The organism is Streptomyces millisiae (genome assembly GCF_031845425.1).
GTDB classification, from domain to species: Bacteria; Actinomycetota; Actinomycetes; order Streptomycetales; family Streptomycetaceae; genus Streptomyces; species Streptomyces millisiae.
The window spans coordinates 54283-75977 of the sequence record NZ_JAVREM010000014.1; the positions used below are offsets into that span (position 1 = coordinate 54283).

Genomic DNA, 21695 nt, shown 5'->3' on the forward strand with positions numbered 1-21695 from the left:
GGGACTACACCTCGCGCGGGCCGACGCCGAGGGCGGCCGTGGCCGTGGGGTTGACGAGGCAGGCCAGCACCGCCACGGCCGAAACGCCGAGTGCCACCGCGGCCAGCGGCCACAGCCGGCCGCTGCCCAGCAGCGTGAAGGCCACCGGCAGCGCCAGCAGCTGCATCACCACGGCCGGCCCCCGGCTCCAGCGGCGCAGCCGCCACAGCCCGTGGCCGGCGGCCAGCGGGAGCGCCGCCAGCACCAGCACCGTCAGCGCGCCGGTCACCGCCTGCGCCAGATCCTCCGCGTCGCCGAACAGGGCGAGCGCCAGCAGCACCGCGCCGAGCCCCGCGACCACCACGCCCTGCACCCCGCACAGCAGCGCGGCGACGCTCACCGTGCGCGGCCGCGCGCTCACCCGGGGGTCGGTGCCCCCGCCGCCGTTCTCGCTCACCTGGCCAGGGTAGCGCCGGGCGCCGCCGCCCCCACCGCCCTGGCCTGGGTACTCTGCACTTCATGCGCGCACTTCTCGTGGTCAACCCTGTCGCCACCACCACTAGTGCGCGGACCCGTGACGTCCTGGCGCACGCCCTCGCCAGCGATCTCAAGCTGGAGGTCGCCGCCACGGAGTACCGCGGTCACGCCAGGGAGCTCGCCCGGCGGGCCGCCGAGCAGGGCACCACGGACCTGGTGATCGCCCTGGGCGGTGACGGCACGGTCAACGAGGTGGTCAACGGGCTGCTCCACCACGGACCCCGCCGGGGTGAGCTGCCGAGCCTGGCGGTGGTGCCCGGGGGCTCGACCAACGTGTTCGCCAGGGCGCTGGGGCTGCCCAACGACGCGGTCGAGGCGACCGGCGCGCTGCTCGGGGCGTTGCGCGACGACAGCTCCCGGGAGATCGGGCTGGGCCTGGTGACGGGCGCCCCCGGCTCGGCGGACGCCGAGGTGCCGAGCCGCTGGTTCACGTTCTGCGCCGGCTTCGGCTTCGACGCCGGGGTGATCGGGCGCGTGGAGTCACACCGGGAGCGCGGGAAGCGCTCCACACACTCCCTCTATGTCCGGCAGGCGGTGCGGCACTTCACGGACGACCGGCAGCAGCGCCACAACGGCACGATCAGCCTGCTCCGGGAGGGCCAGGAGCCGGTGGACGGGCTGGTGTTGACCATAGTGTGCAACACCGCTCCGTGGACCTTCTTCGGCAACCGGCCGATCTACGCGGCCCCCCGGGCCTCCTTCGACACCGGTCTCGACCTGACGGCCGTAACCCGGCTGTCATCGGCGGCTCTGGCCCGTTTCACGGCCCAGCTGCTCGCCTCGTCGCCGGAGCGCGGGATGAGCGGCCGGCATGTCGTGTCCCTGCACGACGAGACGAGCTTCACCTTGCAATCGCAGGCGCCACAGCCGTTTCAGCTTGATGGTGACCACCTTGGGCTGCGTACCAGCGTCTCGTTCACAGGCGTGCGCCGTGCACTGCGTGTGATTGTGTGAGCAGAACGGGGGAAAGTCCTTGCAGTCGAACGTTTAGCGCAGACCCCACCCGAGGGAAGTAGGGCTGTGAGCAAGGCGACACCAAGGATTCAAAAAAAACTTTCCGGAAGGGGTTGTATCCGCCGCCGAGGTTTGCGAACCTCTTCATGGCGATCGGGACGGCCGAAGCATCGGCACCTTGAGAGCCCGAACCTCCCTTCCCCGCCCAGAGGGATAGCAGACCCCCAGGTCTCCATCAGAAGGCATCCGAGCAACCGGTCGTCTTTTGTCGGGGGATTCGTGAAAGCGTTCACATTCACAAGCAATGTAACTGCAACGTGCAGGAGATGGAGCAGACATGGACTGGCGTCACAGCGCCGTTTGCCGCGAGGAAGACCCCGAGCTGTTCTTCCCCATCGGCAACACCGGTCCTGCGCTGCTGCAGATCGAGGAAGCCAAGGCCGTCTGCCGCCGCTGCCCCGTCATGGAGCAGTGCCTGCAGTGGGCCCTGGAGTCCGGCCAGGACTCCGGTGTCTGGGGCGGCATGAGCGAGGACGAGCGCCGTGCGATGAAGCGCCGCGCCGCTCGCAACCGGGCGCGCAAGGCCACCGCCTGAGCGCGGCCCGCTGACCCGCTGACGGTCGCCCCAACCGTCATTTGCTGCCCCGAGCCGCAGCACGCGTAGCACCGAGGTGCACATCGCGAAGAAGCGTTGAGCCCCGATCCCGTGGCAACGGCCACGCCGGGTCGGGGCTTTCGCTTGCCCGCGGCCGGTCGGCCGCGGGACTCGGACCTCAGCGCTTGTGCTGATCCAGCGGGATGTCCAGCACCACTCGGGTGCCGGTGGCCTCGCCCTCGACCGGCACCATGTCGAAGCGGCCGCCCAACTCGCCCTCCACCAGCGTCCGGACGATCTGCAGGCCCAGGTTGCCGCCACGGCGCGGGTCGAAGCCCTCGGGGAGGCCGCGCCCGTCGTCCTGCACGGTGACCAGCAGCCGGCCACGACCCCGCCGCACCTCGCCGCGGTTCGCGCCGACCTCGATGGTGCCGCGCTGTCCGGGGCCGAAGGCGTGTTCCAGCGCGTTCTGTAGGACCTCGGTCAACACCATGGACAGCGGGGTCGCGGTCTCGGCGTCGAGTATCCCGAACCGCCCGGTGCGGCGGGCCGACACCCGCCCGTCCGGGGCGAGTTCGGCGACCATGGTGATCACGCGGTCCGCGATCTCGTCGAACTCCACGCGCTCGTCCAGGTTCTGCGAGAGCGTCTCGTGCACGATGGCGATCGAGCCGACCCGGCGGACGGCCTCGTCGAGCGCCGCTTGGGCGCTGCTGTCGCCGGTGGCGCCGATCCGCCGGGACTGCAACCTCAACAGGGCCGCCACCGTCTGGAGGTTGTTCTTCACCCGGTGGTGGATCTCCCGGATGGTGGCGTCCTTGGTGATCAACTCCCGCTCGCGGCGCCGCAGCTCGGTCACGTCGCGGAGCAGGATCAGCGAACCGATGCGCTCCCCCTTGGGCTTGAGGGGGATGGCGCGCAGCTGGATGACGCAGTCGTTGCCCTCGATCTCGGCCTCCCTCGGCGCCCAGCCGCTGGCCAGCTTGACCAGCGACTCGTCCACCGGGCCGCGGGTGGGGGCGAGGTCGGCGGTGGTCGGCCCGAGCGGCAGCCCCACCAGGTCGGCGGCGAGGCCGAGCCGGTGGTAGGCGGAGAGCGCGTTGGGGCTGGCGTAGAGGACGACGCCCTCCGCGTCGAGCCGGATGAAGCCGTCCCCGACCCGGGGCGCCCGGTCCATGCCGACCTGCTGGCCGGGGAAGGGGAAGCTGCCGGCGGCGATCATCTGGGCGAGGTCGGAGGCGCTCTGCAGGTAGGTGAGCTCAAGGCGGCTCGGGGTGCGGACGGTCAGCAGGTTGGTGTTGCGGGCGATCACGCCGAGCACCCGGCTCTCCCGGCGCACGGGGATGGACTCCACGCGCACGGGCACCTCCTCGCGCCACTCGGGGTCGCCCTCGCGCACGATCCGGCCCTCGTCGAGGGCGACGTCGAGCAGCGGGCGGCGACCGCGCGGCACCAGGTGGCCGACCATGTCGTCCTGGTAGGAGGTGGGCCCGGTGTTGGGCCGCATCTGGGCGACCGAGACGTACCGGGTGCCGTCCCTGGTGGGCAGCCAGAGGACCAGGTCCGCGAAGGAGAGGTCCGAGAGCAACTGCCACTCGGAGACCAGCAGGTGCAGCCACTCGAGGTCGCGCTCCCCGAGGTCGGTGTGCTGGCGGACGAGGTCGTTCATGGATGGCACACCGGCGAGCTTACCGGGGGCGCCCGCCATGGCCGGGACGGCGATCGCGGGGGCGTGCGCGCCGGGGGCACGCGCCGGGGTGCGATCAAGAAACGACGGCGTCCGGCGGGTGGGGGCAGGAAGTCCGTTCAGAGCATGGACACACGTGGCGGGCGCGGTTCAGAATGGGGGAACCGATGACGAGACTTCTGCTCTCCCCGCACAGGAGGGCAGAGCGAGGCCCGTGGCGCTCTCTGCCCTGACGGCGTCAGTGGGCCCGTATCGCTCCGGGCTGCGGTGCCGAGAGGGTTGAGGGTCCCTCCCCGGCGCCGCGGCCCGTGGGTGTCTCAGGGCTCCTTCGGCCCTTCCCGCTCCGCCGGCCAGCAGCGCATCGCCGCCTCGGCCACGGCGAGCAGCTCCTCCCGGCTCGCACCGTCCCGCGACTGCTGGCTCATGCCCTGCATCACGGTGCCGGCGAATCTGGCGAGTGCCGCCGCGTCGGTGTCCTCGGCGAGCAGGCCGGCGTCGACGTCCTGCCGGATGCGCCGCTCGAACGCGCCCACGTTGCGCCGCCGCATCTCGCGCAGGCCCTCGGCCACCTCCTCCGCCGACTCCGAGTAGGTGACGACCGCGGAGATCACCAGGCAGCCGTGCGGCCGGCCGGGCACCGTGTACTCGACGGCCGCCTCGCGCAGCGCCCGGCCGATGGCGGCCCTCGCGGTGGGCTCCTCGGCCAGGGCGCGGTCGACGAAGCCGCCGTGCTGCCTGACGTAGGACTCGGTGGCCTCCTCGAAGAGCGTCCTCTTGTCGCCGAAGGCCGCGTACAGGCTGGGGGCGCCGATCCCCATGGCCCTGGTCAGGTCGGCCACGGAGGTGCCCTCGTAGCCGTGCTCCCAGAAGGCGCGCATGGCCTTCTCCAGGGCCGTCTCCCGGTCGAAGGACCGTGGTCTGCCGCGCTGTCTCCCACTCACGGGTGAATTCTATAGCGATCGCTCGGCAAAGCCTGCTACGGTCCATTCTGTAACGGCCACTAGAGAAAGAAAGAGCGTGAGATGGGAACCCTCGACGGCAAGACGGCGCTGGTCACCGGCGGGAGCAGGGGCATCGGGCGGGCGATCGCCGAGCGGCTCGGGCGGGACGGCGCCCGCGTCGCGGTCCACTTCGGGGAGAACGAGGCGGCGGCCAAGGACACGGTGGCGGCCATCGAGGCCGAGGGCGGCAGCGCCTTCGCCATCCGGGCGCGGCTCGGCGAGCCGGGCGACGCCGAGGCGCTGTGGGCCGCCTTCGACGAGCAGGCGGACGGCGTCGACATCCTGGTGAACAACGCGGGCGTGGACGACGGCCGGCAGGGCTTCGCGGGCACCACGCCCGAGGCGTTCGACCGGGTGTTCTCCATCAACGCCAGGGCGCCGTTCTTCATCATCCAGCACGGCCTCGGCCGGCTGCGGGACGGCGGCCGGATCATCAACGTCTCGACCGGGCTGACGCACCAGCCGGGGGCCATCCCCGAGATCGTCGCCTACACGATGACCAAGAGCGCCCTCGACCAGCTCACGGCGGTGCTCGCCAAGGAGTTGGGGCCGCGCGGCATCACGGTGAACGCGGTGGCCCCCGGCGCCATCGACACGGACATGAACGCGGGCTGGCTCCGGGCCAGCCCGGAGGCGCGCGAGGCCACGGCGCGCCGGTCACCGCTCGGCCGGGTCGGCATGCCGGCCGACGTGGCCGACATCGCCGGCTTCCTGGCCTCGGCCGACAGCCGCTGGGTCACCGGGCAGTGGATAGACGCCACCGGGGGCGCCCTGCTCTGAGCCGCCCGAACAGCACACCTAGCGGGTCTCGGTGACCTTGGCCAGCGCCCGGGGCGCGTCCGGGTCCTGGCCGCGGGCGAGGGTCACCTCGTAGGCGAGGCGCTGCAGCGGAAGGATCTCCAGCACGGGTTGCAGCTCCTCGGGCACCTCCCCGGTGGGCAGGGCGAAGCCGGCGGACGCCGCCTCGGCCTCGGCGGCCGGGCCGACCACGACCAGGTCGGCGCCCCGGTCCCGCAGCCGGTCGAGGACGGGGCGCAGGGCCCGACCGCCCCGGCCGTCGGGCACGATGGCGATCACCGGGGAGACGTTGTCGACCATGGCCAGGGGGCCGTGCAGCAGGTCGGCGCCGGAGTAGGCGAGCGCCGGTATGTAGCTGGTCTCCATCAGCTTGAGCGCCGCCTCGCGGGCGGTGGGGTAGCCGTAGCCGCGGGAGGTGATGACCATCCGCTCGGCGAAGCGGTAGCGGCCGGCTAGGGCGCGCACCTCGTCCCTCCGGTCGAGGATCCGCTCGGCGAGCTCGGGCAGCCGGGCGGCGGTCGTCGGGCCGTCGCCGCCGCGCAACGCGTCGACGAGGAGGTAGAGGGCGAGCAGTTCGGCGGTGTAGGTCTTGGTGGCCGGCAGGGCACGCTCGGGCCCGGCGAGCACGTCGATGGTGAACTCGCTGGCGGCCACCAGCGGCGAGTCGGGGTTGTTGGTGACGGCCAGGGTGATCGCGCCGGCGTCGCGGGCGGCGGTGGTGGAGGCCACCAGGTCGGGTGAGCCGCCGGACTGGCTCACCGCGATCACCAGGCAGTCGCTCAGGTCGGGCCGGGCTCCGTAAGCGGTGGTGGTGGACATGGAGGTGAGGCCGCAGGGCTTGCCCAGCAGGATCTCCAGCAGGTACTTCGCGTAGAGGGCGGCGTTGTCGGAGGTGCCGCGGCCGGTCAGCAGCACGAAGCGCGGGTTCCGTGCGGCGATCCGCCGGGCGACGGCGCGGATGGGCCCGGCGCCCTCGGTCAGGATCCGCCGCAGCACGGCCGGCTGCTCGGCCATCTCGGCCGCCATGATCCGGCCGGCGGTCAACGGGCCTCCTCCCGGCCGGCGATGACCTCGGCGGCGGCCCGTCCGCAGACCCGGGCGGCGCCGTGGGTGGCCACGTGCAGGGCGCCGGTGGGCGGGGCGTGCGGGACGCCCATCTCGACGACCACCACGTCAGGGCGGGCGGCCAGCAGGGCGGTCAGGGTCCGGGCCATCCAGGGGTGCCGGTGGGTGTCCCGGACCACGGCCACGATCGGCCGGTCGCCGGCGGCCGCCAGCACCTCGGCCGCCAGGCCCTCGACGCCCGCGCGTTCGGCGTCGGCGTGGGTGTGGTCGCCGGCGCTGGTCCCGGGCAGCAGCCGGTCGAGTTCGGCGGCCACCCCCCAGGGGGTCTGGGTGCCGGCGGCGATGTTGGCCACCGGGGTGAAGGCGGCCACGTAGGGGGCGCGGGTCAGCGGTTGGAAGGGGGTGCCGTCGGTCGAGGGGGTGATCCGCAGGGCGCGGCGGGCGGCGTCGAGGCCGATGGTGTCGTCGTCCGGCTCGTCCGCCGGGGCCTGGGCGCGGGCCTGGGCGGTCCAGCCGGCCAGCGCCCTGACCCGCTCGGCCGCGTCGTGCAGCCGCTCCTCGGACAGTTCGCCCTCGCGCACGGCCTGGATGATGCCGTCCCGCAGTCGCAGCACCTCCGCCTCGTCCGACGGGGTGCCGCCGACGCAGATGGCGTCGGCCCCGGCGGCGACGGCGAGGGCGCAGCCGCGTTCCAGGCCGTAGGTGTCGGCGACGGCCTTCATCTCGATGGCGTCCGAGTAGATCACCCCGTCGTAGCCGAGGCCGCCTTCGGCTACGGGGGCGCGCAGCAGTCCGGTGAGCACGGCGGGGCTGAGGGTCCCGGGCCGGTCGGGGTCGAGGGCCGGGATGAGGATGTGCGCGCTCATCACACAGCGGCTGCCGGCGGCTATGGCGGCCTTGAAGGGCACCAGCTCACGCTGGTGGAGGGTGGTGAGGTCGATGTCGATGCGGGGCAGTGCGAGATGGGAGTCCACATTGGTGTTGCCGTGCCCCGGGAAGTGCTTGACGCAGGCGGCGACGCCGGCGCTCTGCAGACCCTGGACGAAGGCGACGGTGTGCCGGGCCACGAGCTCCGGGTCCTGGCCGAAGGAGCGGACGCCGATCACGGGGTTCTCGGGGTCGGAGTTGACGTCGGCCGAGGGCGCCCAGTTGACCGTGATGCCGGCCTCGGCGAGGCGCCGGCCGATCCGGGCGGCGACCGAGCGGGTCAGCTCCGGGTCGTCGACGCTGCCCAGGGCCAGGTTGCCGGGGAAGGACGAGCCCCCGAGCCGCTCGAGGCGGGTCACGTCCCCGGCCTCCTCGTCCATCGCCACCAGCACGTCGGGCCGCACCGCCCGCAGCTGGGCGGTGAGGTCGGCGAGTTGGGCGGCGGAGACGACGTTCCTGCCGAACAGTCCGACGCCGGTCATGCCGTTCTCCAGCTGCCGCAGCAGCCAGTCGGGCGCGGTGGTGGTGCCGGCGAAGGTGGGCTGGAGGACGGCGAGCGCGTCCCTGGTCAGGGTGTCGGAGTCGGGTGCCAGGGTGGTCATCGGTCGGCGTTATCCCTTCACGGCCCCCGCGGCCATGCCGCCGGTGACCCGTCGCTGGAGGATGAGGAAGACGATCAGCACCGGAACGGTGAAGAGCGACGAGGCGGCCATCGTCGCACCCCAGTCGTTGCCGAAGTTCGTCTGGAACTGGGTGAGCCACAGCGGCAGGGTGGCCGCGTCGGGGGCCTTGTTGAGCACCAGCACCATGGCGTACTCGTTCCACGCCATGATGAATCCGAACAGCGAGGTGGCCATCAGGCCCGGGGCGAGCAGCGGGAAGATCACCCGGCGGAAGGCCTCCAGGCGCCCGCAGCCGTCGATCAGGGCGGCCTCCTCCAGTTCCCTCGGCACGGCGGCGATGAAGCCGCGCAGCGTCCAGATCGTGAAGGGCAGGGCCATCACGAAGTAGACGAGGACGAGGGTGCCCAGGCTGTTGAGCATCGACAGGTCCCGGGCGTTGAGGTAGACCACGATGATCAGGATCTCCCAGGGCGCCATCTGGGCCATCATCACGGCCAGCACCATCCCGCGCCGCCCCCGGAAGCGCATCCTGGCGATGGCGAAGCTGGCCGCGAGAGCCACCACGAGCGCGAGCAGCACGGCCCCGCCGGTGACCAGCACGCTGTTGGCGACGTAGGTCCAGAACAGTTCGACGCCGGTGGCGGTCGCGTAGTGCTCGAACGTCGGGGTGAAGAGGAAGACCGGATCGCGGGTGAGCACCTCGGAGTTGCTCTTGAAGGAGGTGGAGAACATCCAGTAGACGGGGAAGAGGAACACCGCCGCCAGCAGCAGGGCGAGCCCGTTGCGCCAGAGGCGGCCCAGGGTGCGTGCGTTCATGCGGTCTCGTTCTCCCTCTCCTGGCGGAGGATGAGGCGGAAGTAGAAGGACATGGCCACCAGCAGGATCAGCAGGGTGAGCACGGAGATGGCCGCGCCCGTGCCGTACTGGTTCTGCCCCATGCCCTCGATGTAGGCCATGACCGGCAGGGTCTCGGACTCGCGGTCGGGGCCGCCGCCGTTGAGCGCGTAGATCTGCACGAACGCCTTGAAGACCCAGATGATCTCCAGGAAGGTGGTGATCAGGAAGAAGGGCCGCATGATCGGCGCCACGATGGACCAGAAGACACGCCAGCCGCTGGCGCCGTCCATCCGCGCCGCCTCGTAGATCTCCCCGCCGATGGTGGTGAGGCCGGCGTAGAGGTTGAGCGCGACGAACGGCACCGAGGCCCAGACGATCAGCACGGTGACGATGACGAGCGTCGAGGTGCCGCTGCCGAACCAGTTGTGCTGCTCGTAGCCGTCGAAACCCAGCCCGCGCATGGCCCAGTTGGCCACGCCGAACTGGGTGTCGAAGAGCCAGCGGAAGACGGTGGTGGAGGCGATGACCGGCATCGCCCAGGCGGCGACCAGGCTGATGGAGAGCACCAGCCGCATCCTGCGGCCCAGTTGGTTGAGCAGCAGCCCGACGAGGGTGCCGATCAGCATGATCAGCACCACGTTGGCCGCCATGAAGAGCACGGTGCGGACCAGGGAGTCCCAGAAGCGGTCGTTCTCCAGCACCGCACGGTAGTTGTCGAGCCCGGTCCACTCGGTGGTGCGCGAGATCAGCTGCCGGCGGCCGAACGCCTGGAAGGAGATCAGCAGGTTGCGGACCAGCGCGTAGCCGAGGACGGCCAGCATGGCCAGCACGGCCGGCGCGATCAGCAGGTACGGCACCCAGCGCGCCGAGGGGCGCCAGCCGCCGGCCGCGCGGCCGACCCGCCCGCCGGGCGGGGTGCCGCGCGGCGGGGCGGGTGGGGCCTGTTCGATGTCGACGGTCATCGCGCGTTACTCGCGGTTGATCCGGGCGGTGATCTCCGCGTCGGCCTCCTGGGCGGCGCCGGAGTAGTCCTCGCCGTTGAGCGCCTTGGTCATCAGTTCCTTTATGGGGTTGGGCTCGGTCTCGACATTGGCCCAGCCAGTGGTCAGCGGCGGCAGGAAGCCGACGTCGGCCGACCGCACCATGGCCTCCGCGAAGGTGCCGGCCTCGGGCTCGGCCGTGACGTCGGTGCGGTTGGGCACCACGCCGCCGGAGTTGGCGTCCACGTACCGCTGCGCCCACTCCTGGGAGGTGGCCATCCGCAGCCACTCGTTGGCGAGTTCGGGGTTCCCGGCGCGCTCGGAGACGGCCAGGTTGGAGCCGCCGAGGAAGACGTGGCCGAGTTGGTCGGCGGTCTTGCCGGGGATCGGGAAGTAGCCGAAGTCGGCCTCGCCGCCCTGCTCCTCGATGGCGGCGACGGCGCCGGCCGCCTCCCAGCCGAGCCCGATCCAGGACGCGACCTCGCCGTTCGGCACCACCTCGGTGGACTGCTGGGGCGACGCCTCGTCGTTGTCGGTCGGGGAGTTCGAGAACGACTGGAGCTGGGCGTAGAAGTCCATGCCGGCCTCGCCGGCCCGGGTGTCCAGGGCGCCGGCCCAGCCGTCGCCGTCCTCGACGGCGAAGTTGCCACCCTCGTCGGCGATGAAGCCGCCGAGCACGTAGTAGCTCTGTCCCGGCAGGTAGATCGGCTCGGCGTCGGTGTTGGCCTCGATGGCCTCCAGCGCCTCGATCCACTCGTCCCTGGTGGTGGGCACCTCGGCGCCCGCCTCCTCCCAGATGCTCCGGTCGTAGACGACGACCCGGTTGGCGCCGTACCAGGGCACGGCGTAGAGGGTGTCGTCGACCCGGGCCGAGGAGAGCATGGCCTCGTTCCAGGGTTCGTCGGCGAAGTCGCCGAGGTCGGCGAGGCCGCCCGTGTTGGCGTATCCGACGGTCTGGGTGTTGCCGATCTCCAGCACGTCGACGGTGCCGTCCTCGGACAGGGCCGTGGTGACCCGGTCCTGGATGCCGTCCCACTGCTGGACCTCGACATTGACGGTGACACCGTGTTCGGCCTCGAAGGCGGCGTTGAGCTCGGAGACCCAGGCCTCGGGCGCCGAGCCGTCCATGAGCCAGACGGTGATGGAGTCCGAGCTCCCGCCACCCCCGGCGCCGCTGCTGCCGTCGTCACCGCAGGCCGACAGGGTGACCGTCAGGGTCATCATGCCGGCGGCGGCGACCAGCTTGCGCTTCACGATCCCGAGCCTCCGTAACGTTTAATGGTGGAGATACAAGAGGTGTAGACCAGTTGCCCGGGAGCTTGGACTAGACCAAGTCGGGGTGTCAAGGGTCCACGAGCGGCGCATGCTGTCCGTTACCGGACCGACATCTGTTCGGACCACACGCCGAACTCGGGCCCGTGCCACGATGTGAACTGCGATGTCTCGGAGGAGCCGGTGACGGCGGAGAACGCGGAAGGCGCCGCGCGGAAGAACGAATCGGGAAGGCGTGGTATGGCGAGAGACGGGGCAACGGTCGCGGGCTCACCCGCCGGCACGGACGGGCCCGACCGCAGCCGCACCGCGCGGGTGCCGAAGTACTACCGCCTCAAGCGCCATCTCCAGCAGATGACCGAGACGCTCCCGCCCGGCACCGCGGTGCCGCCCGAGCGTTCCCTGGCCACCGAGTTCGACACCTCGCGCACCACCGTCCGCCAGGCCCTCCAGGAGCTGGTGGTCGAGGGCCGGCTCGAGCGCATCCAGGGCAAGGGCACCTTCGTCGCCAAGCCGAAGGTCTCCCAGGCGCTCCAACTCACCTCCTACACCGAGGACATGCGCGCCCAGGGCCTCGAACCCACCTCCCAGCTGCTGGAGATCGGCTACATCACCGCCGACGAGCGCCTCAGCCGCCTGCTCGACATCCCGCAGGGCGGCCGGGTGCTGCGCATCGAGCGCCTGCGGCTCGCCAGCGGCGAACCGATGGCGATAGAGACCACGCACCTCTCCCAGGAGCGCTTCCCCGCCCTGCGGCGCAGCCTGGTCCGCTACACCTCGCTCTACACGGCCCTCGCCGAGGTCTACGACGTGCACCTGGCGAGCGCCGAGGAGACCATCGAGACCTCGCTCGCCAACCCCCGCGAGGCCGGCCTGCTCGGCACGGACGTCGGCCTGCCGATGCTGATGCTCTCCCGCCACTCCCGCGACTCCACCGGCGAACCCGTCGAATGGGTCCGCTCCGTCTACCGCGGCGACCGCTACAAGTTCGTCGCCAACCTCGCCAGGCCGGGCCTGGCGTAGACCACCAACCGGGCGCCTGGCCGGCGCCGAGGCCGGCTTCGCCGAGGGCCGGTGACGCGGCACTCCGAGGCGCACACCTGAGCCTTGGTGCCTCGACCGCACCGCCCGACGGGCGGGACCACCGGCAGGGCTCGGCTTGGCCAGGCCGTGCCCGGGCTACGGCACGGCCCGGTACCACGAGATCAGCCAACGCGCCGAGCCTCCAGGCCCGGCGGCCGGAACGAACCCCGGCCCGCCGCGCCGCACCCGGCCACGCCGAGCAACGCCCGGCCGCCGCCGCGCCGGCCAACGCCGGTCCATCGCCGACCGATACAGCCCGCATCCGGCCGACGCCGCGCCGCAGGCGCCCGGCTTCGGGGCTGGTCCGCCGAACCGGCGACCACCAGGCCCTTCTGAGCCGCTGGCGCGGCCACGCGCCACACGCGCAACTAGTCAACTCGGCTCCGCTGGCCTAGATTCCGGCCAGTCAGTCAAGGAGGACAGGCGGGAGACCACCGTGCAATTCCCCACGCACGCACGACCACGCTCCATCGCCATCTGGACCGCCGTCGCCGTCATCGGCGCCGTCGGCTGGTCCATGTTGGCGCTCTACCGCGGCGAGGAGGTGTCCGCCGCCTGGATGGTGGCGGCCGCGCTCGGCTCGTACGCCATCGGCTACCGCTTCTACGCGCGCTACATCGCGACCCGCGTGCTGCGTGCCGACCCGACCCGCGCCACCCCGGCCGAACGCGTCAACGACGGCGTCGACTTCCACCCCACCGACCGCCGCGTGCTGCTCGGCCACCACTTCGCCGGCATCTCCGGCGCCGGCCCCCTGGTCGGCCCGGTGCTCGCCGCACAGATGGGCTATCTGCCCGGCACCATCTGGATCATCGTCGGCGTCATCTTCGCCGGCGCCGTCCAGGACATGGTGGTGCTGTTCTTCTCCACCCGCCGCGACGGCAAGTCGCTCGGCCAGATCGCACGCGAGGAGATCGGCCCGATCGGCGGCGTCGCCGCGGTCATCGCCGTCTTCGCCATCATGATCATCCTGCTGGCGGTGCTGGCGCTGGTGGTGGTCAACGCGCTCGCCGAGTCGCCCTGGGGCACCTTCTCGGTCGGCCTGACCATCCCCATCGCCCTCTTCATGGGTGTCTACCTGCGCTATCTCCGCCCCGGCCGGGTCGCGGAGGTCACCGTCATCGGCGTGGCGCTGTTGCTGCTCGCCATCGCCTCGGGCCGCTGGGTCGCCAACTCGGGCCTGGCGGACACCTTCACGCTCTCGCCGCGCACCCTCGTCGTCTGGCTGGTGATCTACGGCTTCGCGGCGTCCGTCGCGCCGGTGTGGCTGCTGCTCGTGCCCCGGGACTACCTGTCGACGTTCATGAAGATCGGCACCATCGTGCTGCTCGCCGCGGCCCTGGTGGTCACGCTGCCGACGCTGAAGATGGACGCCGTCACGGACTTCGCGGGCAACGGCGAGGGGCCGGTGTTCGCCGGCTCGCTCTTCCCGTTCGTGTTCATCACCATCGCCTGCGGCGCGGTCTCCGGGTTCCACGCCCTGATCTCCTCCGGCACCACGCCCAAGATGATCCAGAAGGAGACCCAGGTCCGCACCATCGGCTATGGCGCGATGCTGATGGAGTCCGGGGTGGCGGTCATGGCGATCACCGCCGCCTGTGTGCTCGACCCGGGCGTCTACTTCGCGATGAACGCCTCGCCCGCGGTGATCGGCGACACCCTCCAGTCCGCCGCCGACACCATCTCCTCCTGGGGCTTCACCGTCACGCCTGAGCAACTCGCGGCGGCCGCGGAGTCCGTCGAGGAGGAGTCGCTGCTCTCCAGGACCGGCGGCGCGCCGACGCTCGCGCTGGGCCTCGCCGCGATCCTCGCGGAGATCCTCGGCGGCGACGCGATGATGAGCTTCTGGTATCACTTCGCGATCATGTTCGAGGCGCTGTTCATCCTGACGGCGATCGACGCCGGCACCCGGGTCGGCCGCTTCATCGTCCAGGACGCCATCGCCTCCGTTCACCCGAGGTTCGGCCGGATGCGCGCCACCAACTGGTTGCCCGGCATCGCGCTGAGCAGCGGCATCGTCGTCGCACTCTGGGGCTACCTGCTGTGGGTCGGCGTCAACGACCCGCTCGGTGGCATCAACACGCTGTTCCCGGTGTTCGGCATCTCCAACCAGCTGCTGGCGGCGGTGGCGTTGGCCGTCTGCACGGTGCTGCTGGTCAAGTCCGGCCGGCTGCGGCATGTCTGGGTGACGCTGCTGCCGCTCACCTGGCTCGCGGTGGTCACGCTCACCGCGAGCTGGCAGAAGGTGTTCTCCGGCGACCCGGCGGTGGGGTTCTGGGCCCGGCGCGACCAGTACCAGGACGGCATCGACGCCGGCCAACTGCTGCCCGGCGCGCAGGACATGGACGACATGCGGACCATCGTCAACAACGCCACGCTCGACGCGGCGATCTCCGCGGCGCTGGCCCTGCTGGTGCTGATCGTCTTCGCCGACGCGCTGCGGGTGTGCGTGCGGGCCGTCCGCAACCCGGGCACGGCCCGGCTGCGGGAGTCCCCGCACGTGCCGTCGCGGCTGATCGCCCCGGCCGGCCTGATCCCGACGAAGGAGGAGCGCGCCGAGCTCGCCGCGGCCGGCCTGGGCCCGGGCGGCGGCATCCCCGAGCAGTCCAGGGGTGAGCGGAGCACGGCGAAGGTGGAGGCCGGCGAATGAGACGCGCGGCGGCCTGGCTGCGTTGGTACGTCACCGAGCTGACCGGCGAGAACGCCTACGCCCGCCACGTGGCGCGGGTACGCGAGGTGGACCCGTCGGCGCCCGTGCCCTCCCGTCGCGCCTTCGAGCGCGAGCGGGTCGAGCGCCGCTACGGGGACCCGCGCAACGGGGGCGGCGTCTGCTGCTAGCCCCTGGCGGGGCGGGCCGGCGGGCCTCTCCCCCGCCCACCCGGCGCCTGCGGGCGGCCGGCTCGGCCGGCGGGTCTCGCGCCCCCCGAGGGAGCGGGGGCGCCGGCCCGGCCCCGCGCCTGCGGCGCGGCACGGGCCGCGGAGCCCGGCGGCGCGTGCCGCTGGGGATATGCGGCCCAGGCCGCCCTGGCCGCCGGGCGCAGGCCGCCCCGCTCCCGCCTGGCCGGCGCCGCAGGCGGGGGCGGGCGGGTCCGCGACGGCACCGCTCCGCCCCGCGCCGCCGGCAGGCACCCCGCTTCGGCCGGGCCCGGCGCCGGCGGTGCGGCGGCCCGCCGCCCCCGGGCCGCCGGGCGGAGGCCGCGCCGCAGGCGCGGGCGTCCGCCGGCGGGCCGCACCGTCCCGCCGCCGGCAGGCCGTCGCGGCTGGCCGGCCGAAACCGCTGGCGTGGGGGCGGGCCAGGCTCCGAGAATCGGCGCTCGGGGACGGCGCCGGGCGGAGAGGGCAGGAGACATGGCCGAGCAGGGCAACGTGGCGTTGCGTGTCGTGGACGAGGAGACGCTGGGCGGGCTGCTCGCGGCGGCGGTCGCCGACGCGGCGCCCGAGGACGTGATGCCGCCGGTCGCCGGTCCGCCCGGGTGGACGAGTGATCGCCGGGAGGCGTTCCTGGCCTGGCACCGGGCCCGCGGGAGGGCCGGGCTCGACGGGCCGGCCCGCGAGGCCACCTATGCCGTCGTCCACGACGGGGCGATCGTCGGTTCCGTGCGGCTGGCCAGGGCGGGCGCCCCCGGCGAGCTCGAGACCGGCATCTGGCTCGGCCGCTCGCACCGCGGCCGCGGCATCGGCACCGTCGCCCTGCGGCTGCTGCGCGTGGAGGCGCGGCGCGTCGGCGGCCGGGTGCTGGTCGCCGACACCACGGCGGACAACGCGCCGGCGGTCGCGGCCCTGCGGCGGCTCGGCGCCACGCTGAGCCGGCGGCCGGACGGCGTCGCGGTCAGCGCCAGGCTGCCGCTCGGCGAGTAGCCGCGCCCCGGGTCGGGAACCGTCGGGGCCGGCCGGACGTCCTTCCTGCGGCGGGGCGGGCCACCGGCGCGACACCGCCCTCGCGCCCCGACCCCTCGCGACCGCAGCGGTGTCCCGATGACCAGCACCACCCACACGCCCACGAGAACCCCACCGCGGACCGTCGCGCGGCCGACCCCGCGGTGGGGGTCGCGCCTGCCGTCGGACGGCGTGCTGCTGGCCATCGGGTTCTTCGTCGTCTACGCCACGCTCTCCGTCACCCGCCATCTCCGCTGGGAGAACCGTTCCTGGGACCTGGGGATATTCGAGCAGGCCATCAGCGCCTACGCCCGGCTGAACGAGCCGGTCGCCGACCTCAAGGGGCCCGGGTTCCCGATACTGGGCGACCACTTCAGCCCGATCACGGCGCTGCTCGCGCCGCTGTACCGCGTCTTCCCGTCGCCCGTCACGCTCCTCGTCGCGCAGGCGGCCCTGTTCGCGCTCGCCGTGGTGCCGGTGACGCGTGGCGCGGCCTTCCTGCTCGGCCGCCCGGCGGGCGCCGCGATCGGCGCGGCGTTCGGCCTCTCCTGGGGCATGCAGCGGGCGGTGGACTTCGACTTCCACGAGATCTGCTTCGCCGTCCCGCTGATCGCCTTCTCCCTGGAGGCCGTGCTGCGGCAGCGCTGGCGCGCCGCGCTCTGCTGGGCGCTGCCGCTGCTGCTGGTCAAGGAGGACCTGGGCCTGACGGTGGCCGTGCTCGCCCTGGTGGTGGCGTGGCGCGCCCACCAGGCCGGGCACGTGCGGGCGACCAGGGCGGCGCTGGCGGTGGCCGGGCTCGCCGTGCTGGCGTGCGCGCTGGTGATAGGCGTGGTGATACCGGGGTTCAACGCGGCCGGCGGCTACGACTACTGGGCCAAGGTGGACGAGGGGGGCGGCCCGCTGGACGCGCTGTTCAGCTCGGCCGACACCAAGCTGCGCACCCTGCTGTGGATCCTGGTCCCGACCACCGGGCTGCTGGCGCTGCGCTCGCCGCTGCTGCTCGTCGTGCTGCCGACGCTCGCCTGGCGGTTCGCGTCGCAGGAGCCGAACTACTGGGGCACCGACTTCCACTACAGCGCCGTGCTGATGCCCGTCACGGCGCTGGCCCTCGCCGACGCCGTCGCCCGCTCCCGCGACTCCAGCCGGCCGTGGCTGCGGTCCTACGCCCGCCAGTTGCCCGCCGCGGCGCTGGCGGCCGCGCTGGCGCTCTCCACGACGCTGCCGGTCGCCACCCTCACGCACGCCGACACCTACCGCCCGGGGCCGGTCGCCGAGGCCGGTGAGCGGGTGCTGGCCGCCGTCCCCGACGGCGCGGACGTCGCGGCCAACGTCCGGCCCATCTCCCATCTCACGCAGCGCGCCCGGGTGTTCTGGATCGGCGATCCCCGAATACCGGCCCCCGAGTACGTCGCCTACTACGACCCGGCCAGGGACGCGGCCGGCATGCTCGCCTACGCCCGGCAGCTGTATCCGGACGCGGCCTACCGGGTGACGGCGAGTGAGGCCGGCTTCTGGGTGTTGCGCCGCGACTGACCGTCGCGCACATTCGCGATCGCACACGCGGAAACATCCCCACCCCGAGCCCGACCCGTCGCCGCGCACCCTCGGGCCCCCATGCCACGGCGAGCGCCCCGGCCGTGGGTCGACCCAACGGGCATTCGCTTGTTCGCTCCCCCCGCTCCGTCACCAAGGGGACACGGAACACAACATATAGGGGTGCTCAGTTGGGGCAGCACAAGATGTATGCTCTTCCTCGTTGTCGCCCAGGGGAATCCGGTGAGAGTCCGGAACTGTCCCGCAACGGTGTGCGATGGCGGGATCCGTCCCGTCTGTCGTCAAGTCCGGTCGCCTGGCTGGCAGCCACAGACGTCCGGGCCTCGAGGACTGGGCCGACGGACGCAGCGCGGCATGCCTTTGCCTTACCACACACATGCCCGTGTGCGCCCGTCCCGCCCGGCCCTCGAAAGCCCGCCGCGGAACGCCGCGCGCGACCCCGTTCGGGCCGGCGCTCCGCGGTCGATTCGGTTCGATTCGAGGGAGAGCATCGAGTGACCATCGCACCCGTCGCACCCGCGGAGCCGGTTACAGCCTCGCAGTCACCCACACTGTCGAAGGTGCTGGCCGACCTCACCGGCGACCTGCCCGCCACCGACCCCGCGCGGGTCGAGGCGGCCGTCCTGCGCGGCCGGCACGCCGGCTCCGACGAGGCCGAGCTGCGCTCGCTGGCCATCGAGGCCGCCGCAGGACTGATCGCCGAGGAGCCCCAGTACTCGCGCCTGGCGGCCCGGCTCCTCACCCTCGCCATCCGCGAGGAGGCCGCCGGGCAGGGTGCCGACTCGTTCTCCGCCTCCATCGCCGTCGGCCACCGCGAGGGCCTGATCGGCGACCGCACCGCCGGGTTCGTCCGTCGCCACGCCTCCCGCCTCGACGCCCTCGTCGAGCACGCCGTCACCACCGGCGCCGACGACCGCTTCGAGTACTTCGGGCTGCGCACGGTCGAGTCCCGCTACGTGCTGCGCCACCCGATCACCCGCAAGGTCATCGAGACACCCCAGCACTTCCTGCTGCGGGTGGCCTGCGGCCTGGCCGAGGACGACTCGGAGCGGGCGCTGGCGGAGGTGGCCGAGCTCTACCGGCTCACCAGCACCCTGGCGTACCTGCCGTCGTCCCCCACTCTGTTCAACTCGGGCACCCGCCACCCGCAGATGTCCTCCTGCTATCTGCTGGACTCCCCCGCGGACGAGCTGGACTCCATCTACGAGCGCTACCACCAGATCGCCAGGCTCTCCAAGCACGCCGGCGGCATCGGCCTGTCCTACTCCCGGATCCGGGCCCGCGGTTCGCTGATCCGCGGCACCAACGGCAAGTCCAACGGCATCGTCCCGTTCCTGCGCACCCTCGACTCCTCGGTGGCCGCCGTCAACCAGGGCGGCCGGCGCAAGGGCGCGGCCTGCGTCTACCTGGAGACCTGGCACGCGGACATCGAGGAGTTCCTGGAGCTCCGTGACAACACGGGCGAGGAGGCGCGCCGCACCCACAACCTCAACCTCGCGCACTGGATCCCCGACGAGTTCATGCGGCGCGTCGAGGCGGACGCCGACTGGTCGCTGTTCTCGCCCGCCGACACGCCCGAGCTCGTCGACCTGTGGGGCGAGGAGTTCGACGCCGCCTACCGCCGCGCCGAGCAGGCCGGGCTCGCGCAGCGCACCATCCCGGCCCGCCAGCTGTACGCCCGGATGATGCGCACCCTGGCCCAGACCGGCAACGGCTGGATGACGTTCAAGGACGCCGCCAACCGCACCGCCAACCAGACCGCCAGGCCCGGCGCCATCGTGCACTCCTCGAACCTGTGCACGGAGATTTTGGAGGTCACGAACGACGGCGAGACGGCCGTCTGCAACCTGGGCTCGGTCAACCTCGCCGCCCATCTGGGCGACGACGGCGAGATGGACTGGGAGCGGCTCGACGCCACCGTGCGCACGGCCGTCGTCTTCCTGGACCGCGTCGTCGACCTGAACTTCTACCCCACGGCCCAGGCCGGCGCCTCCAACTCCCGCTGGCGGCCGGTGGCGTTGGGCGTGATGGGCCTGCAGGACGTGTTCTTCAGGCTCGGCCTCCCCTTCGACTCCCCCGCGGCGCGCGAGCTGTCCACCCGGATCGCCGAGCGCATCATGCTCACCGCCTACGAGACCTCGGCCGACCTGGCCGAGCGGCACGGCAGGCACCGGGCCTGGGCCGAGACCCGCACCGCCGACGGCGTGTTCCACCCCGACCACTACCCGGAGGCCACCGCGGCCTGGCCCGAGCGCTGGGCCGCGCTGCGTGAGCGGGTCGCCCACACCGGCATGCGCAACTCGCTGCTGCTCGCCATCGCGCCGACCGCGACCATCGCGTCCATCGCCGGCGTCTACGAGTGCATCGAGCCGCAGGTGTCCAACCTCTTCAAGCGGGAGACACTGAGCGGCGAGTTCCTCCAGGTCAACTCGTACCTGGTCGACGAGCTCAAGAAGCTCGGCCTCTGGCACGACGCGACCCGCGAGGCGCTGCGCGAGGCCAACGGTTCGGTCGCGGAACTCCCCGGCCTGCCGGACGAGTTGAAGGCCCTGTACCGGACCGCGTGGGAGCTGCCGCAGCGCGCCCTGATCGACATGGCGGCGGCCCGCACCCCGTACCTGGACCAGAGCCAGTCCCTGAACCTGTTCATGGCCGCGCCCACCATCGGCAAGCTCAGCTCGATGTACGCCTACGCGTGGAAGAAGGGGCTCAAGACCACCTACTACCTGCGTTCGCGCCCGGCCACCCGGATCGCCCAGGCGGCCCGCGCCGCCGCCCCCGCCGTCACCGTCGTCCCCGAGCAGGCCGTCGCCTGCTCCCTGGAGAACCCCGAGTCCTGCGAGGCCTGCCAGTGACCACCACCGTCCCCACCAAGAACCTGCTCGATCCGGGCTTCGAACTGACGCTCCGCCCGATGCGCTACCCGGCGTTCTACGAGCGCTACCGGGACGCCATCAAGAACACCTGGACGGTGGAGGAGGTCGACCTCCACTCCGACGTGACCGACCTGGCCAAGCTCTCGCCGGGCGAGCAGCACCTGATCGGGCGCCTGGTGGCGTTCTTCGCCACCGGCGACTCGATCGTCGCCAACAACCTGGTGCTGACCCTCTACAAGCACATCAACTCCCCCGAGGCCAGGCTCTACCTGTCGCGGCAGCTGTTCGAGGAGGCCGTGCACGTCCAGTTCTACCTGACGCTGCTCGACACCTACCTGCCCGACCCGGACGACCGCGCCGAGGCGTTCGCGGCCGTGGAGAACATCCCGTCCATCCGCGAGAAGGCGCAGTTCTGCTTCCGCTGGATCGACTCGGTGGACGACCTCGACCGGTTGGAGTCCAAGGCCGACCGCCGCCGCTTCCTGCTCAACCTGATCTGCTTCGCGGCCTGCATCGAGGGCCTGTTCTTCTACGGCGCCTTCGCCTACGTCTACTGGTTCCGCTCGCGCGGCCTGCTGCACGGCCTGGCCACCGGCACCAACTGGGTGTTCCGGGACGAGAGCTGCCACATGGACTTCGCCTTCCACGTGGTCGACACGGTCCGCGAGGAGGAGCCGGACCTGTTCGACGAGGAGATGGAGCGGGAGGTCACGGACATGCTGAAGGAGGCCGTGGAGGCCGAGCTCCAGTTCGCCCGCGACCTGTGCGGGGACGGACTGCCCGGCATGAACACCGACTCCATGCGCGAGTACCTGGAGTGCGTCGCCGACCAGCGGCTGGCCCGGCTCGGCCTCAAGCCGGTCTACGGCTCCCGCAACCCGTTCGCGTTCATGGAGCTGCAGAACGTCCAGGAGCTGACGAACTTCTTCGAGCGCCGCCCGTCCGCCTACCAGGTGGCGGTCGAGGGCAACGTCTCCTTCGACGACGAGTTCTGACCCGCGCCCTCCGCCTTTCCCGGCCCGCCGCGGCTCCCGCGCGGCGGGCCGGTCGG

The 21695-nt window shown here is 72.3% G+C and carries 18 protein-coding genes and 1 riboswitch; of the genes, 10 read left to right on the top strand and 8 right to left on the bottom strand.

The features are described 5' to 3' along the window. Positions 1-4 precede the first annotated feature (4 nt). Positions 5-436, bottom strand: coding sequence for a hypothetical protein (locus RNC47_RS14235; protein ID WP_311598835.1), 432 nt, complete (start codon positions 434-436; stop codon positions 5-7). 62 nt (positions 437-498) lie between these two features. Between RNC47_RS14235 and RNC47_RS14240 the strand changes: the two genes are divergently transcribed. Together RNC47_RS14240 and RNC47_RS14245 are read left to right on the top strand one after the other, a co-directional pair. Continuing rightward, positions 499-1470, top strand: a complete 972-nt coding sequence (locus RNC47_RS14240; RefSeq protein WP_311598837.1) for a diacylglycerol/lipid kinase family protein — start codon at positions 499-501, stop codon at positions 1468-1470. A 337-nt stretch (positions 1471-1807) separates the two neighbouring features. Further along, positions 1808-2065, top strand: a complete 258-nt coding sequence (locus RNC47_RS14245; protein ID WP_062206726.1) for a WhiB family transcriptional regulator — start codon at positions 1808-1810, stop codon at positions 2063-2065. Positions 2066-2243: 178 nt separating this feature from the next. On the opposite strand, the gene RNC47_RS14250 is transcribed toward RNC47_RS14245, so the two are convergent. After that, on the bottom strand, positions 2244-3734 hold the full coding sequence (locus RNC47_RS14250; protein ID WP_311598932.1) for a sensor histidine kinase: 1491 nt from the start codon (positions 3732-3734) through the stop codon (positions 2244-2246). A gap of 335 nt (positions 3735-4069) precedes the next feature. After that, positions 4070-4693: a TetR/AcrR family transcriptional regulator gene (locus RNC47_RS14255; protein WP_311598842.1), complete on the bottom strand. Its 624-nt coding sequence runs from the start codon at positions 4691-4693 to the stop codon at positions 4070-4072. An 81-nt stretch (positions 4694-4774) separates the two neighbouring features. Between RNC47_RS14255 and RNC47_RS14260 the strand changes: the two genes are divergently transcribed. Then, positions 4775-5533 (top strand): SDR family oxidoreductase, encoded by a 759-nt coding sequence (locus tag RNC47_RS14260; RefSeq protein ID WP_311598844.1) that lies wholly within the window; start codon positions 4775-4777, stop codon positions 5531-5533. Between the two features lie 18 nt (positions 5534-5551). Here RNC47_RS14260 and RNC47_RS14265 read toward each other — a convergent pair whose 3' ends face one another. From RNC47_RS14265 to RNC47_RS14285, 5 genes are read right to left on the bottom strand one after another with little or no spacing between them, the layout of a single operon-like run. After that, positions 5552-6577 (bottom strand): SIS domain-containing protein, encoded by a 1026-nt coding sequence (locus RNC47_RS14265; protein ID WP_311598934.1) that lies wholly within the window; start codon positions 6575-6577, stop codon positions 5552-5554. Between the two features lie 14 nt (positions 6578-6591). Beyond that, the gene (locus tag RNC47_RS14270) at positions 6592-8145 is read right to left on the bottom strand and encodes a glycoside hydrolase family 3 protein (protein ID WP_311598846.1); all 1554 of its coding nucleotides are present in this window, start codon (positions 8143-8145) and stop codon (positions 6592-6594) included. A gap of 9 nt (positions 8146-8154) precedes the next feature. Beyond that, positions 8155-8982, bottom strand: coding sequence for a carbohydrate ABC transporter permease (locus RNC47_RS14275; RefSeq protein WP_311598848.1), 828 nt, complete (start codon positions 8980-8982; stop codon positions 8155-8157). Further along, positions 8979-9965, bottom strand: a complete 987-nt coding sequence (locus RNC47_RS14280) for a carbohydrate ABC transporter permease (protein ID WP_311598850.1) — start codon at positions 9963-9965, stop codon at positions 8979-8981. Before RNC47_RS14280 ends, RNC47_RS14275 begins: the two co-directional genes overlap by 4 nt. Positions 9966-9971: 6 nt before the next feature. Then, a complete protein-coding gene (locus RNC47_RS14285) occupies positions 9972-11237 on the bottom strand; it encodes an extracellular solute-binding protein (protein WP_311598852.1) in 1266 nt (421 codons plus the stop codon). A gap of 258 nt (positions 11238-11495) precedes the next feature. Here RNC47_RS14285 and RNC47_RS14290 point away from each other — a divergent pair, with 258 nt between their 5' ends. From RNC47_RS14290 to RNC47_RS14320, 7 genes are all read left to right on the top strand, one after another. After that, a complete protein-coding gene (locus tag RNC47_RS14290) occupies positions 11496-12278 on the top strand; it encodes a GntR family transcriptional regulator (protein WP_311598854.1) in 783 nt (260 codons plus the stop codon). A gap of 577 nt (positions 12279-12855) precedes the next feature. Then, positions 12856-14988 carry a carbon starvation CstA family protein gene (locus tag RNC47_RS14295; RefSeq protein WP_311598936.1) on the top strand — a complete coding sequence of 711 codons (2133 nt, stop codon included), beginning with the start codon at positions 12856-12858 and terminating at the stop codon, positions 14986-14988. Continuing rightward, positions 14985-15176: a YbdD/YjiX family protein gene (locus RNC47_RS14300; RefSeq protein ID WP_311598856.1), complete on the top strand. Its 192-nt coding sequence runs from the start codon at positions 14985-14987 to the stop codon at positions 15174-15176. Before RNC47_RS14295 ends, RNC47_RS14300 begins: the two co-directional genes overlap by 4 nt. Before the next feature lie 510 nt (positions 15177-15686). Continuing rightward, entirely contained in the window at positions 15687-16196 is a 510-nt protein-coding gene (locus RNC47_RS14305; RefSeq protein WP_311598857.1) for a GNAT family N-acetyltransferase, read from the top strand. Between the two features lie 117 nt (positions 16197-16313). Further along, positions 16314-17747, top strand: a complete 1434-nt coding sequence (locus RNC47_RS14310) for a DUF2079 domain-containing protein (RefSeq protein WP_311598859.1) — start codon at positions 16314-16316, stop codon at positions 17745-17747. A 172-nt stretch (positions 17748-17919) separates the two neighbouring features. After that, a riboswitch (cobalamin riboswitch) is annotated at positions 17920-18085 on the top strand. Between the two features lie 177 nt (positions 18086-18262). Beyond that, entirely contained in the window at positions 18263-20623 is a 2361-nt protein-coding gene (locus RNC47_RS14315; RefSeq protein ID WP_311598861.1) for a ribonucleoside-diphosphate reductase subunit alpha, read from the top strand. Between the two features lie 59 nt (positions 20624-20682). After that, a complete protein-coding gene (locus tag RNC47_RS14320) occupies positions 20683-21639 on the top strand; it encodes a ribonucleotide-diphosphate reductase subunit beta (protein ID WP_311598939.1) in 957 nt (318 codons plus the stop codon). The last annotated feature ends 56 nt before the right edge of the window (positions 21640-21695 follow it).

Excerpts from the sequence above, each read along its gene's own strand:
- RNC47_RS14305 (WP_311598857.1), top strand. The coding sequence starts at position 15,687 with ATGGCCGAGCAGGGCAACGTGGCGTTGCGTGTCGTGGACGAGGAGACG.
- RNC47_RS14240 (WP_311598837.1), top strand. The coding sequence starts at position 499 with ATGCGCGCACTTCTCGTGGTCAACCCTGTCGCCACCACCACTAGTGCG.
- RNC47_RS14270 (WP_311598846.1), bottom strand. The coding sequence starts at position 8,145 with ATGACCACCCTGGCACCCGACTCCGACACCCTGACCAGGGACGCGCTC.
- RNC47_RS14320 (WP_311598939.1), top strand. The coding sequence starts at position 20,683 with ATGCGCTACCCGGCGTTCTACGAGCGCTACCGGGACGCCATCAAGAAC.
- RNC47_RS14300 (WP_311598856.1), top strand. The coding sequence starts at position 14,985 with ATGAGACGCGCGGCGGCCTGGCTGCGTTGGTACGTCACCGAGCTGACC.
- RNC47_RS14260 (WP_311598844.1), top strand. The coding sequence starts at position 4,775 with ATGGGAACCCTCGACGGCAAGACGGCGCTGGTCACCGGCGGGAGCAGG.
- RNC47_RS14275 (WP_311598848.1), bottom strand. The coding sequence starts at position 8,982 with ATGAACGCACGCACCCTGGGCCGCCTCTGGCGCAACGGGCTCGCCCTG.
- RNC47_RS14250 (WP_311598932.1), bottom strand. The coding sequence starts at position 3,734 with ATGAACGACCTCGTCCGCCAGCACACCGACCTCGGGGAGCGCGACCTC.
- RNC47_RS14310 (WP_311598859.1), top strand. The coding sequence starts at position 16,314 with ATGACCAGCACCACCCACACGCCCACGAGAACCCCACCGCGGACCGTC.
- RNC47_RS14295 (WP_311598936.1), top strand. The coding sequence starts at position 12,856 with ATGTTGGCGCTCTACCGCGGCGAGGAGGTGTCCGCCGCCTGGATGGTG.
- RNC47_RS14265 (WP_311598934.1), bottom strand. The coding sequence starts at position 6,577 with ATGGCGGCCGAGATGGCCGAGCAGCCGGCCGTGCTGCGGCGGATCCTG.
- RNC47_RS14290 (WP_311598854.1), top strand. The coding sequence starts at position 11,496 with ATGGCGAGAGACGGGGCAACGGTCGCGGGCTCACCCGCCGGCACGGAC.
- RNC47_RS14245 (WP_062206726.1), top strand. The coding sequence starts at position 1,808 with ATGGACTGGCGTCACAGCGCCGTTTGCCGCGAGGAAGACCCCGAGCTG.
- RNC47_RS14280 (WP_311598850.1), bottom strand. The coding sequence starts at position 9,965 with ATGACCGTCGACATCGAACAGGCCCCACCCGCCCCGCCGCGCGGCACC.